The 14,533-nt window shown below is 67.3% G+C and carries 13 protein-coding genes; 11 read left to right on the top strand and 2 right to left on the bottom strand.

Annotated features, from left to right (window positions below; translation table 11 throughout):
• The first annotated feature begins 19 nt into the window (after positions 1 to 19).
• From AACZ75_RS12300 to AACZ75_RS12340, 9 genes are all read left to right on the top strand, one after another.
• Entirely contained in the window at positions 20 to 679 is a 660-nt protein-coding gene (locus tag AACZ75_RS12300; protein ID WP_339873171.1) for a hypothetical protein, read from the top strand.
• Between the two features lie 45 nt (positions 680 to 724).
• Positions 725 to 1,675, top strand: coding sequence for a cation diffusion facilitator family transporter (locus tag AACZ75_RS12305; RefSeq protein WP_339873172.1), 951 nt, complete (start codon positions 725 to 727; stop codon positions 1,673 to 1,675).
• A gap of 39 nt (positions 1,676 to 1,714) precedes the next feature.
• Positions 1,715 to 2,803: a GTP-binding protein gene (locus tag AACZ75_RS12310; RefSeq protein WP_339873173.1), complete on the top strand. Its 1,089-nt coding sequence runs from the start codon at positions 1,715 to 1,717 to the stop codon at positions 2,801 to 2,803.
• Complete coding sequence (locus AACZ75_RS12315; RefSeq protein WP_339873175.1) at positions 2,800 to 3,237, top strand: DUF1330 domain-containing protein; 438 nt, start codon at positions 2,800 to 2,802, stop codon at positions 3,235 to 3,237. Before AACZ75_RS12310 ends, AACZ75_RS12315 begins: the two co-directional genes overlap by 4 nt.
• 4 nt (positions 3,238 to 3,241) lie before the next feature.
• Positions 3,242 to 4,210: a WD40 repeat domain-containing protein gene (locus tag AACZ75_RS12320; RefSeq protein ID WP_339873177.1), complete on the top strand. Its 969-nt coding sequence runs from the start codon at positions 3,242 to 3,244 to the stop codon at positions 4,208 to 4,210.
• 30 nt (positions 4,211 to 4,240) lie between these two features.
• Positions 4,241 to 4,945 carry a monofunctional biosynthetic peptidoglycan transglycosylase gene (gene mtgA / locus AACZ75_RS12325; protein ID WP_339873179.1) on the top strand — a complete coding sequence of 235 codons (705 nt, stop codon included), beginning with the start codon at positions 4,241 to 4,243 and terminating at the stop codon, positions 4,943 to 4,945.
• A 91-nt stretch (positions 4,946 to 5,036) separates the two neighbouring features.
• Positions 5,037 to 6,908, top strand: coding sequence for a M2 family metallopeptidase (locus AACZ75_RS12330; RefSeq protein WP_339873181.1), 1,872 nt, complete (start codon positions 5,037 to 5,039; stop codon positions 6,906 to 6,908).
• A gap of 131 nt (positions 6,909 to 7,039) precedes the next feature.
• Complete coding sequence (locus tag AACZ75_RS12335; protein WP_339873183.1) at positions 7,040 to 8,932, top strand: ubiquitin-activating E1 FCCH domain-containing protein; 1,893 nt, start codon at positions 7,040 to 7,042, stop codon at positions 8,930 to 8,932.
• Between the two features lie 127 nt (positions 8,933 to 9,059).
• The gene (locus AACZ75_RS12340) at positions 9,060 to 10,928 is read left to right on the top strand and encodes a ubiquitin-activating E1 FCCH domain-containing protein (protein ID WP_339873185.1); all 1,869 of its coding nucleotides are present in this window, start codon (positions 9,060 to 9,062) and stop codon (positions 10,926 to 10,928) included.
• Between the two features lie 29 nt (positions 10,929 to 10,957).
• Here the strand turns inward: AACZ75_RS12340 and AACZ75_RS12345 are convergent, their stop codons facing one another.
• Positions 10,958 to 11,869 carry a 2-oxoglutarate and iron-dependent oxygenase domain-containing protein gene (locus tag AACZ75_RS12345; protein WP_339873193.1) on the bottom strand — a complete coding sequence of 304 codons (912 nt, stop codon included), beginning with the start codon at positions 11,867 to 11,869 and terminating at the stop codon, positions 10,958 to 10,960.
• A gap of 232 nt (positions 11,870 to 12,101) precedes the next feature.
• On the opposite strand from AACZ75_RS12345, the gene AACZ75_RS12350 reads away from it, so the two are divergent.
• Entirely contained in the window at positions 12,102 to 12,776 is a 675-nt protein-coding gene (locus tag AACZ75_RS12350) for an OmpA family protein (protein WP_339873187.1), read from the top strand.
• Positions 12,777 to 12,937: 161 nt separating this feature from the next.
• Positions 12,938 to 13,111, top strand: coding sequence for a hypothetical protein (locus AACZ75_RS12355; protein ID WP_339873189.1), 174 nt, complete (start codon positions 12,938 to 12,940; stop codon positions 13,109 to 13,111).
• Here the strand turns inward: AACZ75_RS12355 and AACZ75_RS12360 are convergent.
• Positions 13,108 to 14,412: a UDP-glucose/GDP-mannose dehydrogenase family protein gene (locus AACZ75_RS12360; protein WP_339873190.1), complete on the bottom strand. Its 1,305-nt coding sequence runs from the start codon at positions 14,410 to 14,412 to the stop codon at positions 13,108 to 13,110. The two genes, AACZ75_RS12355 and AACZ75_RS12360, sit on opposite strands and share 4 nt — an antisense overlap.
• Between the last annotated feature and the right edge of the window lie 121 nt (positions 14,413 to 14,533).

Genomic DNA, 14,533 nt, shown 5'->3' on the forward strand with positions numbered 1-14,533 from the left:
ACAGGTTATGCAGCGGCCGATGTCGCCGCCCGATCTGCAACCCCCGGTCCTTCTGTCCCTGCTCGGCGGTGGATTCGTCGCGGCCTTCCTGCATGCGGCCCTGCCGACCCACTGGCTGCCGTTTGTCCTGGTGGGCCGGGCGCAGGGCTGGAGCGGGCCGCGCTCCCTGGCCACCGTCACCGCCGCCGGCCTGGCCCATATCGCCTCGACCGCCCTGTTCGGCCTGCTGATCGTGGTCGCAGCCCTGGCGCTGGACTCCTGGGTGCGGGGCCTGTTGCCCAATCTGTCGGCCGGCCTGCTGCTGATGTTCGGCCTGTTCTATCTGGGGCGATCGCTGTGGGTTCACGCCGTCACCCCGGACGACCCCAGCCTGCGGACGCCCGCGCCCGCCGTTTCGGACCGGGCCGCCATGCTGGGTCTGGTTATCATGATGGCGGTTTCGCCGGGCGAGGTCCTGTTGCCGCTGTATCTGCATTCGGCCACGGCGGGCCTGCCGACCCTGGCCCTGCTGACGCTGATGCTGGCCCTGGGCACGGTGCTGGGCATGGCCGTCTTCACCGCCCTGGCCCGGGCCGGGGCCTCTTTGCTGAGGCTGGAACGCTGGGCCCGCTATGAAGGGGCCGTGCTCGGTCTGGTGCTGATCGGGCTGGCCGTGATCATTTTCCTCTACCGCCACTGACGCGCGCGATTCCCTCCCCGACGATCTGGCTCTAGGGTCCGGCCTATGGCCGCTTCGCACGATCACCCTGCCCACACTCACGACCACGGCCACGGGCACGGGCACAGCCATGGGCACGGCGGTCACAGCCACGGACCGGTGGACACCGGCGACTGGCGCTATGCCGTCGGCCTGCTCGTCAATCTGGCCTTTGTCGTCTGCGAGGTCGTGGCCGGCCTGTTCAGCGGCTCCGCGGCCCTGCTGGCCGACGCCGGGCACAATCTGTCGGACGTGCTCGGCCTGGCCATGGCCGGCGGGGCGGCCTGGCTGGTCCGCCGGTCCAGCGGCCAGAATCTGACCTACGGCTACGGCAAGGCCACCGTCCTGGCCGCCCTGGCCAACGCCCTGCTGTTGATCTTCGCCTGCGGGGCCATCGCCTTCGAGGTCGTGCGCCGTCTGGCCGAGCCCGCACCGGTGGCCTCGGGTGTGGTGATGATCGTGGCCGGCATCGGCTTCGTCATCAATCTGGGCACCGCCCTTATGTTCATGCGCGACCAGCACAGCGATCTGAACGCCCGCGGGGCCTATCTGCACATGATGGCCGACGCCGGCATATCGCTGGGCGTGGTCGTGGTCGGGGCGCTGATCATGGTCACCGGCTGGTCGATCCTCGATCCCCTGATCAGCGTCGCCATCGTCATCGTGATCCTGATCGGCACCTGGGGCCTGCTGAAGGACTCGGTCAGCCTGGCCATCGACGCGGCCCCGGCCCACATCGACGTCGAGGCCGTGCGGGCGGCCCTGTCGGCCCTGCCAGGGGTCCGCGCCGTACATGACCTGCACGTCTGGGGCCTGTCGACCACCGAGGCGGCCCTGACCGTCCACGTGGTCCACGACCGGGTCGATGCCGCCGCCCTGCTGGCGGAGGCGCAGGCTCTGGCCCGCGACAAATTCGGCATCCGGCACACGACCCTGCAACTGGAAACCGGGCCGTCGCCCGACTGTCCGGACTGCTGAGTCTTCACAAGGCCGTCGCGAGCCGCCATCTAGCGCGGCATGACCTCTCCGCATTCCGACAAGATCCCCGTCACCGTCCTCACCGGCTATCTCGGCGCCGGCAAGACGACCCTGCTGAACCGCATCCTCACCGGCGACCACGGCAAGCGCTATGCCGTCATCGTCAATGAGTTCGGCGAGATCGGCATCGACAACGACCTCGTGGTCGGGGCCGACGAGGATGTGTTCGAGATGAACAACGGCTGCGTCTGCTGCACGGTGCGCGGCGACCTGATCCGCGTCGTCGCCGGCCTGATGAAGCGCCAGCGCCCGGGTCAGCCGGCCTTTGACGCCATCATCGTCGAGACCACCGGCCTGGCCGATCCGGGTCCGGTGGCCCAGACCTTCTTCGTCGACGAGGACGTCAAGGCGAAGACACAGCTGGACAGCGTCACCTGTCTGGTCGACGCCAAACATGTGATGGCGCGGCTGGACGACTCCAGGGAGGCCCGCGAGCAGGTCGCCTTCGCCGACCGCATCATTCTCAACAAGGTCGACCTCGCCTCGCCGGCGGAGCTGGTCGCGGTCGAGGCCCGGCTGCGCAGGCTGAACCCGCTGGCCCCGATCACCCGGGCCGAACGCGCCGATGTGCCGCTGGACCAGATCCTCGGCCTCGGCGGCTTCGACCTGGACCGCATCCTCGACATCAATCCCGAGTTCGCCAATCCCGCCCACGGTGAGGCCGGCCATGTGCACGATAAACACTGCGGCCACGACCACGACCACGACCACGACCATGACCACGGACACGATCACGGCCACGACCACGGGGCCCGCGGTCACGCGCACGAGGACGACATCAAGGGTATCTCCCTGTCGATCGACGGCCCGATGAACGGCGCGAAATTCACCGCCTGGCTGGACCGGCTGCTGGGCGAGCAGGGCCAGAACATCCTGCGCGCCAAGGGCATCATCGATGTTCAGGGCGAGGACCGGCGGCTGGTGTTCCAGGCCGTGCATATGATCCTCGAGGGTGACCTTCAGCGCGAATGGGGGCCCGACGAGCGCCGCTGGAGTCGCGCCGTCTTCATCGGGCGTGATCTGGACGAGGCGGCGCTGAAGGCCGGGTTCGAGGCCTGTGCCGCATGACCGGTTTCGTCGATCCGACCCGCGAGGCGATGACGGCCTTCCGCGACCTGCCCGCCGATCAGCCGATCGCCATGATCAATCTGGTGCGGTTCCGTGAGGCCGCCGCCTATCCCGCCGACCACCCCGACCATGCCCTCGCCCGGACCGGGGCCGAGGCCTATGCCGCCTATGGCCGCGCCGCCGCCGCCCCCTTTGCCCGCTCCGGCGGTGTTCAGGTCTGGCTGGGACGTCCCGACCTGACCCTGATCGGCCCGGCTGACGAGGCCTGGGATCTGGCCTTCATCGTGCAGTATGAGACCGCCGAACGGTTTATCGTCATGGTTCGGGATCCGGAATATCAGCGGGCCGTGGTCCATCGGCAGGCCGCCGTGGCCGACTCGCGCCTGATCCGCTGCCAGCCGCGCGTCGCGGGCACCGGCTTCGGTGAGGGCTAGGACGATGTCGACGAATTTCAGTTTCGACGCCCAGGTCACCGCGGCCCTGTTCGACAACACCGGCGCGGCCTTCGCCCTGGGTGACGGCTCGGTACGGTTCGCCGGCGGTGAACGGTTCGACGTCCACGACGGGGCCGTGCTCAGCGCGGCGGTTCATCCGTCCGGCGACGGCGTCGTCACCGGCGGTGATGACGGCAAGGTCGCCTGGACCCGCCGCGACGGCAGCCAGGTGCTGGTCGAGACGCCGGGCCAATGGATCGACGCCCTGGACACCGCGCCCGCCACCGGCCTGATCGCCTTTGCCGCCGGCCGCACCCTGACGGTGATCGACGCCGCCGACCCGGCCTTCCGCCGCGACTTCCAGCACGAGCGCACCGTCTCCGGCATCGCCTTCGACCCCAAGGGACGGCGAATCGCCACCTCGACCTATGGCGGCGCGGCCCTGTGGCTGGCACGAATCGCCCAGCAGAAGCCGACCCTGCTGAAATGGGCCGGTTCCCATACCGGCGTGGCCTTTTCGCCCGACGGGGCCTTCGTCGTCACCGCCATGCAGGACAACCAGCTGCACGGCTGGCGGCTGAAGGACGGCAAGAACCTGCGGATGGGCGGCTATCCGTCCAAGGTGCGGTCGCTGGCCTTCCTGTCGAACGGCCAGCTGCTGGCCACGGCCGGGGCCCAGGGTGTGGTGCTGTGGCCCTTCACCGGCAGCAACGGGCCGATGGGGCGCGAGGCCACGGAGATCGGCTTCGACGAATCCAGCCTGGTGACGATGGTGGCGGCGCGAGCCGATCACGGCAGTCTGGTCGCGGGGCTGAACGACGGGCGGGTCTGGGTCGCGGACCCCGCCGGTCGCGGCCTGAATTTCGTCCGCGCCGACAAGGGTGCCGCCATCACCGCCCTGGCCATGCGGTCGGACGGCGGCGCGGCTGCCTGGGCCGGTGAAGACGGCCAGGCCGGTGTGGTCGACCTCTGAAAGCTTGCGCCCGGCGTCAGGATCGCGATCATGGCGCGAACGGCGGGGGCGTCTGACACCATGAAATTCGGCCGAACGCTGCTGATCCTGTTGCTGGCGCTGGTGCTGTTGCCGATCGGAGGCGTGCTGGTGCACGCCGTCGTACCGCCCCCGACCACATTGTTGATGGTCAGCCAGGCTGTGGCCGGCCACGGGCTCGACTACCGCTGGCGCTCGCTCAACCATATCTCGCCGCGTCTGGTCGAGGCTGTCATCGCCTCCGAGGACGCGCGCTTCTGCAGCCATGACGGCTTCGATTTCCAGGCGATCGAGAAGGCGATGGATGACAACGCCCGCGGCCGCCGGGTGCGGGGGGGCTCGACCATCAGCCAGCAGACGGCCAAGAACGTCTTCCTGTGGCCGGGCCGCAGCTGGGTCCGCAAGGGGCTGGAGGCCGGCTATACGGTGCTGATCGAGACCGTCTGGTCCAAGCGCCGGATCGTGGAGGTCTATCTGAACGTCGCCGAATGGGCCCCGGGGGTCTATGGTGCCGAGGCCGCAGCCCGACACTGGTACGGCAAGAGTGCCGATGCCCTGACCGCGCGCGAGGCCGCGCGGCTGGCCGCCATCCTGCCCAGCCCCCGGCGGTACAAGGCCAGCGATCCCGGTCCCTACGTCCGTCGCCGCGCCTCCCGGGTCCAGGCCGCGATGGGCACCGTGCGCAACGAAGGCCTGGCCGTCTGCGTCTTGCGCTGAACGGCCCAGCTTGACGCGACGGACCCGGTGGCGGCCAATGGCGCTGCAATTCAGTCGGGGATCGAAACCCCGGCGAACCGGAGGACACCCCATGAAGCGCCAGTTGATGACGGCCGCGGCCGCCTGCACCCTCGCCATCGCCGCGGTCGGCTGCGCAGGCATGACCGGCGCGACGGTTCCCGCGCCCGGGCCCCAGGGGGCTGCCCCCGCCGACACCGGATCCTTCCCCGTCACCGCCGCCGGCGCGACCGCCTTCGTCGCCGACGCCGAGGCCCGGCTGGCCGATCTGTTCGAATATGCCGCCCGGGTGCAGTGGGTGCGGGCCACCAACATCACCTTCGACACCATGTGGCTGGAATCGCGTGCCAATGCCCAGGTCACCGAGCTGCAGGTCCAACTGGCCACCGAAGCCGCGCGCTTCAACGACGTCCGGGTGCCGGAAGAAGTGCGGCGCAAGCTGAACCTGCTGCGCCTCGGCATTGTCCTGCCCGCCCCCAACCGGCCCGGCGCGGCCGCGGAACTGGCCGAGATCACGACCCGGCTGGACTCGACCTATGCGACCGGCAAATTCGAGTATCAGGGGCGCGAGATCACGCTCGACGATGCAACCGAGATGCTGGCCCAGAGCCGAAATCCGGCCGAAACCAAGGCCCTGTACGAGGGCTGGCGCACCATCTCGCCGGTCATGGCCGACGACTATGCCCGCATGGTCGAGATCGCCAATGAAGGTTCGCGCGATCTGGGCTTCGCCGACACCGGGGCGATGTGGCGCGCGGGCTATGACATGGAACCCGACGCCTTCGCGGCCGAGACCGACCGGCTGTGGGAGCAGGTCAAACCCTTCTACGAGAACCTGCACTGCTATGTCCGCGCCCGGCTGAACGCGAAATACGGCGATGCGGTCCAGCCGGCCGCCGGCCCGATCCGCGCCGACCTTCTGGGCAATATGTGGTCGCAGCAGTGGGGCAACATCTATGACGTCGTGGCCCCGACCACCGGCGGCGCGTCCAGCTATGACATGACCGAACTGCTGACCCGGGCCGGCTATGACGCGACCAGGATGGTCCGCACCGGCGAGGGCTTCTACACATCGCTGGGCCTGGACCCCCTGCCCGATACCTTCTGGGAACGCAGCCAGATCACCCGGCCGCGCGACCGTGAGGTGGTCTGCCACGCCTCGGCCTGGGACGTCGACAACCGCGACGATCTCCGCATCAAGATGTGCACCCAGGTCAACGCCGACGACTTCTACACAGTCCACCACGAGCTGGGTCACAACTACTACCAGCGCGCCTACAAGGATCAGCCGTTCCTGTTCAAGAACGGGGCGAACGACGGCTTCCACGAGGCGATCGGCGATTTCGTCGGCCTGTCAGCCCTGACCCCGACGTATCTGAACCAGATCGGCCTGCTCGACACGGTCCCGGGTGCATCCGAGGACATTCCCTTCCTGCTCAAGATGGCGCTCGACAAGATCGCCTTCCTGCCGTTCGGCCTGATGGTCGACCGCTGGCGCTGGGACGTGTTCAGCGGCAAGACCGACCCGGCCCACTACAATGACGCCTGGTCGGCCGACATGCTGAAATACCAGGGACTGGTGCCGCCGGGACCACGTCCGGAAGGGGCCTTCGATCCGGGGGCCAAATATCACATCCCCGGAAACACGCCCTACACCCGCTATTTCCTGGCCCACATCTACCAGTTCCAGTTCCAGCGCGCGGCCTGCAAGCAGGCCGGCTGGACCGGACCGCTGCATCGCTGCTCGATCTACGGCAATGAGGCGGTCGGCCAACGCTTCAACGCGATGATGGAAATGGGCCAGTCCCGCCCCTGGCCGGAAGCCATGGCCGCCTTCACCGGCGAACGCCGCAACGACGCCTCGGCGGTGACGGAGTATTTCGCCCCGCTCAACGTCTGGCTGACGGAACAGAACCGCGGCAAGCCCTGCGGCTGGGAGGCCTGACGACCCGACGGCGGACCTGACGGGCGCCGCCTATTAACCGTTCCCGATATCGGTTCCCTTAACCGAAATGCGCCATCCTGCGACCAGGACGGGTCATTGTGTGCCCGTGAACGGAAGCACGCGACCTGAACATGGGCGTTTTCAACTGGATCCGTTCCTGCGGCCGGGCCACCCGGGACTTCGCTGCACGCTTCCAGCGTGAGACGCGCGGCAATGTCGCCATGATCTTCAGCCTCAGCCTGCCGGTGCTGGTGCTGATGACGGTGGGCGGCGTGGACATCCATCGCGCCTCGACCGTTCGCATCAATCTTCAGGATGCGCTGGACGCCGCCACCCTGGCCGCCGCGCGATCGCCCTATACGACCGACACGGACCTGACCCGGGTCGGGCTGTCGGCGCTGAGGGCCAACCTCCAGGCCTATCCGGACATCATCCTGCGGGAAGACCTGACGACCTTCACCATGAACACCGACAGCGTGGTGATCGCCAACTCCAAGGTCGATGTGAAGACCCTGGTCGCCAACATCATCCTGCCGCCCTACGGGCAGTTCATGGACGACTACCTGCCGGTCGGGGCCCATTCCGAGGTCAACCGCTCGTCCAAGAACCTCGAGGTCGCCCTCGTGCTGGACATCACCGGCTCCATGGGCGGTCAGCGACTGACCGACCTGAAAGTGGCGGCCAAGGATCTGGTCGACCTGGTGGTCCAGCCGGTGCAGACGCCCTTCTATTCCCGGATGTCGGTCATTCCCTATGCCGTCGGCGTGAACCTCGGTGCCTACGCCAACAGCGCCCGCGGCACCCCGACCGCCTACCGCAACATTTCCGGTGCCGCCTGGACGACCGGGTCCTCCAAGTCGATTTCGGGCATCACCCGCGCCAGCACCGGAGTCGTGAGCTCGAGCTCACATGGCTTCGCCACCGGCGACTGGATCTGGATCAGCGGCGTCAACGGCATGACCCAGATCAACGACCGCGCGTTCCGCGTGGTGCGGATCAGCAGCAGCGCCTATTCACTGCAGGCCTGGACCGGGTCCAGCTGGGCGACGGTCAATACCACCTCGGGCAACGGCTACAGCAGCTACAGTTCAGGCGGCATCGCCCGCAAATGCCTGGTCTCGGACTGTTCGGTGGTGGTCACCGCCAACGGACACGGACTGTCGAACGACGACTATGTCTACATCTCGAACGTCAGCGGCATGACCGGGATCAACGGCTCCGGCTACCAGGTGTCTGACGTCACGACCAACACCTATTCCATCGGTGAAAACGGGGCGAGCTGGGGCAACTACAGCTCCGGGGGGCGGTCCTACTGTGGCCAGTACGGCTGCGAGTACCGCGTGTTCCGCAACCCCTCGAACGCCATCCGCGCCCTGCCGGCGAGCACCTGCGTCAGCGAGCGCACCGGGGCCCAGGCCTATACCGACGCCTCGCCGGGGTCGGCGCGGGTCGGGTTCAACTACGCCAACAGCAACAATGTCTGCCCGACCGCCTCGATCCTGCCGCTGTCCAGCAACATCTCGACGATCAAGAACCTGATCAACAGTCTGTCGGATGACGGCTCCACCGCGGGCCACATCGGCACCGCCTGGGGCTGGTACACCGTATCGCCGAATTTCAACGCCCTCTGGCCGTCCAATGGTGCGGGTGTGCGCAATGAGCGCGACCTGCTGAAGGCCGTGATCATCATGACCGACGGGGATTACAACACCCCCTACTGCTCGGGCGTGATCGCCCAGAACGCATTGTCGGGGTCCGGAGGCTCGACCGACAAGATCGCCTGCAACGCCACCAACGGCCACTCCTTCGATCAGGCCCGGTCCCTGTGCGACGCGATGAAGGCGCAGGGCATCATCGTCTACACGGTCGGATTCCAGGTGTCGTCCGGCAGCAGCGCGGCCGACATCCTGGCCCAGTGCGCCACCAGCACGGCCCATGCCCACCTGCCGGCCAGCGGGGCCGACCTAACCGATGCCTTCAAGGCCATCGGCCGTGACATTACCCGCCTGAGAATTTCGCGATAGCGCGACGCTCCCCGGGACCGGTTTCCCGCCAGACCGTCGGGGATCATCAAGCCTTAACCGCGCTGCTTCAGACTCGTGCGCTTACAGCCGGGCGATCCTGCCCGGCGACATGGCTGGACCGACATCCATGGCAGACCGAGACCGGCGCTTCCTTTCTGGCCTGAGGACCCTTGTCCGCCGGCTGCGATCCGACGTGCGCGGCAATGTCGCGATGATCTTCAGCCTCACCCTGCCGGTGCTGGTCCTGATGACGCTCGGCGGGGTCGACATTCACCGCGCCTCGACGGTGCGGGTCAATCTTCAGGATGCGCTGGACGCCGCCACCCTGGCCGCGGCCCGCTCGCCCTATACGACGGACGCGGACCTGTCCCGGGTCGGGCTGGCGGCGCTGAGGGCCAATCTGCAGGCCTATCCGGACATCCTCCTGCGCGAGGACCAGACCACCTTCACCCTGGACAGCGACAGCGTGGTGGTCGGCAGTTCCAAGGTCGATGTGAAGACCCTGGTCGCCAACATCATCCTGCCGCCCTACGGCAAATTCATGGACGACTACCTGCCGGTCGGGGCCCATTCCGAGGTCGACCGCTCCTCCCGGAACATCGAGGTCGCCCTGGCCCTGGACATGTCCGGCTCCATGCGAGGCCAGAAACTGCGGGACCTGAAGGCCGCGGCCAAGGACCTGGTCGACCTGATCGTGCAGCCGGTCCAGACGCCCTACTACTCAAGGGTGGCGCTGGTACCCTGGTCCTATTCGGTCAATCCCGGGCGTTATCTGAACGACGTGCGTGGCCCGGTCACCGGCTCGACCCCGATCACCGACATCGGGATCGACCTGACAGGCCCGCAACGCAGCATCAGCAAGGCCTCGCGGAAGCGCCCGGTCGAAATCACGTCCCGGGGGCACGGCTTCGCCAACGGCGACGTCGTCTGGGTCTCGGGCGTGGGCGGCATGACCCAGATCAACAACCGGGCCTTCGTGGTCGCGGGCCGGAGCAACAACAGCTTCGAGCTGAATGATCAGAACGGCAACCGCATCGACGGGCGCAACTACGGGAGACTTCTGGGGCGATCGGGCCGGATCCAGAAATGCCGCAACAATGATTGCGCCCTCACCGTCACCTCGACCCGACACGGCCTGGGGGACAACGATCACGTCTATATCACCGGTGTCTCCGGGATGACCGAGGTCAACGACCGGATCCATCGGGTCGGCAACCCCACGACCGATACCTACACCATCGACGTGGACCCGGCCGGGTTGTCGCCCTACCGGTCCGGCGGCCGGTCCTGGTGCGCCCGGCCCGGCTGTACCTGGTATGCCTTCGAAAACGAGAACCGGAACCTCACCACCCACAGGATCAGCGACTGCGTCACCGAACGCACCGGCAGGGAAGCCTACACCGACGCGGCTCCGACCGGGTCGGCCCGGGTCGGTCGCAACTATCCGGACCGGGACGGCGCCTGCATGGAAAGCACCATCCAGCCGCTGTCGAGCAGCATCAGCGGCATCAAGACGGACATCGATGATCTGACGGTCAGCGGCTCGACCGCCGGCCAGATCGGCATCGCCTGGGGCTGGTACATGGTGTCGCCGAATTTCGGCGCGCTGTGGCCGTCGTCGGCGGGGGCCGCCTACAATACGGCCGAGACCCTGAAGGCCGTGATCATCATGACCGACGGCGAGTTCAACGCCCCCTACTGCAACGGGGTGATGGCCCGGGGCTACAATGCGCCCAACGCCGAGAGCAACAACTGCGACCCCGACAACGGTGAGCCCTATGCCCAGAGCCGGGCCCTGTGCGACGCGATGAAGGCCCAGGGGATCATCGTCTATACGGTCGGGTTCCAGATCGGGAACAGCGGCAACGCCCGGGCCCTGCTTCAGTACTGCGCCTCGACCCCCGGCGGCTTCCACGACGCCGGCAGCGGGACCGAGCTGTCCGAGGCCTTCAATGCCATCGGCCGGGACATCACCAAACTCCGGATATCCCGCTAGGTCGACAACGGTCGGGACGGGTCCGGCCGTCAGATCAGCCGGATTTCGCGCAGGCGCTCCATCAGGAAGTCCTCGGCCATGATCGCCTTGCCGGCATAGCGGTCGGGATTGTCGTCCGTCACCATCGTCGGCAGGGTCTCGATCACGAAATCCGGGTTGAAATGCAGGAAAAACGGCGTCGAATAGCGGGCGAAGCTGGCCCGCTCCGGGGCCGGATTGACCACCCGGTGCGTCGTCGACGGCAGGACGTGGTTGGTCAGGCGCTGCAGCATGTCGCCGATGTTGACCACCAGGGCCCCCGGCGGCGGCGCGATATCCAGCCAGTCGCCCTCGGCGTCCTTGAGCTGGAGCCCCGCCTCCTCGGCCCCGAGCAGCAGGGTGATCACATTGATGTCCTCGTGGGCCCCGGCCCGGACCCCGGGAGCCCCGGCCGGAACCGGCGGATAGTGCAGCATCCGCAGCACACTGTTGCCGAGCTGGACCTTGTCCTCGAAATAGTCGTCGCCGAGCTGCAGATAGCGGGCAATCGCTTTCAGGATCTTGCGACCCAGCTGATCCATGGCGTCGAACATGCCGTACAGATGCGCCTGGAAGCCGGCGATCTCGGTCGGCCACAGATTGTCGCGCATGTATTTGCGATAGGGGTGCCCCTCGGGCAGTTCGCGGCCGACGTGCCAGAACTCCTTGAGATCGACGGCACTGGCGTCCTTGGCCGCCTCGACGCCGAACGGGGTCAGACCCCGCGCCCCGCCGGTTCCGGGCATATGGTAGGCGCGTTTGACGTCCTCCGGCAGGGCGAAAAAGGCCTTGGCATCCGCAATGGCCGCCTCGATCGTCGCCTCATCGATCCCGTGATCGGAGAGCACCGCGAATCCGTAGCGCTTGAACGAGGCCCCGAGGGCGTCGGCAAACCGCTGGAAATCGGTCTCATACAGCGCCATCGAGACGGGCGCGATCGATCGGTGCCGGGTCGGTCCAGCGGAAGAGGCGTTCAGGGACGTGCTCACGATCGTGACCTTTGCTAGCGGTGGGAGATAGTTCCATACGCCCCATTGCCGGAAATTGGCAAAGCCCGCCGCACGCCGGCCATTCATTCCCGGTACAGAATGGAACCTTCACTGTGGGGTGACGTTTTCGCGGCTGACGCCTCTTCCAACCCAAAGGACTTCCAACATGCGCTCCAAGCTTTACCTGACCGGTGCCAGCATCGCTATTTTGCTCGGCGGCGCGGCCTGCACGACCATGGACCCCTACAGCTCGACGCCGCGCCGCAACAATACGGCGACCGGTGCGATCGGCGGTGCCATCGGCGGTGCCCTGCTGGGCTATCTGACCAACACCTCCAACAGTGAACAGGGTCGCAAGAACGCCCTGATCGGCGCCGGCATCGGCGCACTCGGGGGCGCGGCCGTCGGGGCCTATATGGACCGCCAGCAGCGCGAGCTGGAAGCCGAGCTTTCGGGCACCGGCGTCGGCGTGGCCCGCCAGGGCGACAACCTGGTCCTGCGCATGCCGTCGGACGTGACGTTCGCGTCGAACCAGTCGGCCGTGAACACGCGCTTCTACGCCACGCTCGATGACGTCGCCGGCGTGCTGAACCGCTATGACCAGTCGACCATCGACATCATCGGTCATGCCGACTCCGACGGGGCCGATGACTATAATCTCGACCTGTCGCGTCGCCGGGCCTCGTCGGTCGCCCAGTATCTGGTCAGCCGCAACGTCCTGGCCGATCGCCTCTATGTCGACGGTCGCGGCGAGAGCGAACCGGTCGCGTCCAACGCCACCGCCGAAGGCAAGGCGATGAACCGTCGTGTTGAGATCGTGATCCGGCCGTTCCGCGGCTAGGGTTCTTCACCGTTATCCCTGCAGGGCGGGCGGCACTCCGATGCCGTCCGCTCCGGCAATTTGGGGGGGCGCCCCCTTTTTCCGGCCGCACGCCGTTCCGTGATTTGCGAATCCCGAACCGGCGTGCTCCCTGTGTCCGTCTATCGATCCGAGGGATTGCGGTGCGGCCTGACCACAAGGAATTCATCGACGGCGTCAAGCTGGCGGCGATTGCCATCGCCGCCGCCGCCCTGACCGCCACCCTCGTCATCGGAGCCGGACGGGCGGTCCTCGATCGTTCGCCCCCGGAGTCCGTCCCCCCGACATCGCGCCTGAATCCGGCCGCCGGCCGCTAGGTTCGGCCCACGGACGTATAGGCAAAGCCCCGGGCGCGCATGTCCTCCGGGCGGTAGACATTGCGCAGATCGACCATCACGGGCTGCCGCATCAACAGTTTGACGCGATCGAGGTCCAGGGCCCGGAACTGGTTCCATTCGGTCAGGATGACGACGACGTCCGCCCCGGCGACCGCCTCGTAGGGCCCGTCCTTGAACTGGACGTCATCCAGCAGCCGCGCGGCCTCCTCCATGCCTTCGGGATCGAAGGCCTGGACCGTGGCTCCGCGGGCGATCAGGGCCGGGATCACGTCGAGGGCCGGGGAATCGCGCATGTCGTCGGTATTGGGTTTGAAGGTCAGGCCCAGCATGGCCACCGTCCTGCCCTTGAGCTCGCCCCCGAGCGCCCCGGCGATGCGCCCGGCCATGGCCTTCTTGCGCGCGTCATTGACCTGGACCGTGGTCTCGACCAGCCGCACCGGACTGCCCGCGTCGGTGGCCGTGCGCACCAGGGCCAGGGTGTCCTTGGGAAAGCAGGATCCGCCATAGCCCGGGCCGGCGTTCAGGAATTTCGAGCCGATCCGCTTGTCCAGGCCGATGCCGCGCGCGACCTGCTGCACATCGGCACCGACCGCCTCGCACAGGTCCGCCATCTCGTTGATGAAGGTGATCTTCAGGGCCAGGAAGGCGTTGGCGGCGTATTTGATCAGCTCGCTGGTCCGGCGGGCCGTGAACAGGATCGGCGTCTCGTTCAGGCTCAGGGGCCGGTAGATTTCGGCCATGACCACCCGGGCCCGGTCGTCCTCGGTACCGACCACGACCCGATCGGGTCGCTTGAAATCCTCGATCGCGGCCCCCTCGCGCAGGAATTCGGGATTGGAGACCACGGCGAACTCGGCGTCGGGACGGCGCGCCCGGATGATGCGTTCGATCTCGTCGCCGGTGCCGACCGGGACGGTCGATTTGGTGACGACGACGGTAAAGCCGTCGATCAGGCCGGCGATCTCCTCGGCGGCGGCATAGACATAGGACAGGTCGGCATGGCCATCACCGCGGCGCGACGGTGTCCCGACGGCAATGAACACGGCGTCCGCGGTCCGGATCGCCTCGGCTCCGTCGAGGACGAAGCTCAGACGACCGTCCCGCACATTGCTGGCCACGAGGGCGTCCAGGCCGGGCTCGAAGATCGGGATCTGACCCTGGTTCAGACGGTCGATCTTGGACGGGTCCTTGTCGACACAGCAAACCACGTGACCGAAATCGGCGAAACAGGCTCCCGATACCAGGCCGACATAGCCGGTGCCGATCATTGCGACGCGCATTCAGAATCCCCTCGTTGGCAGACGGCCGGGATAGCCGCCCCCCCTGACTTTGACCAGCCACCGCTGCGGATCCCGAACGAAAACCGCCGGCCACCTTGCGGGGGCCGGCGGTTCAATCGTG

This window comes from uncultured Brevundimonas sp. (genome assembly GCF_963975535.1).
Classification (GTDB): Bacteria; Pseudomonadota; Alphaproteobacteria; order Caulobacterales; family Caulobacteraceae; genus Brevundimonas.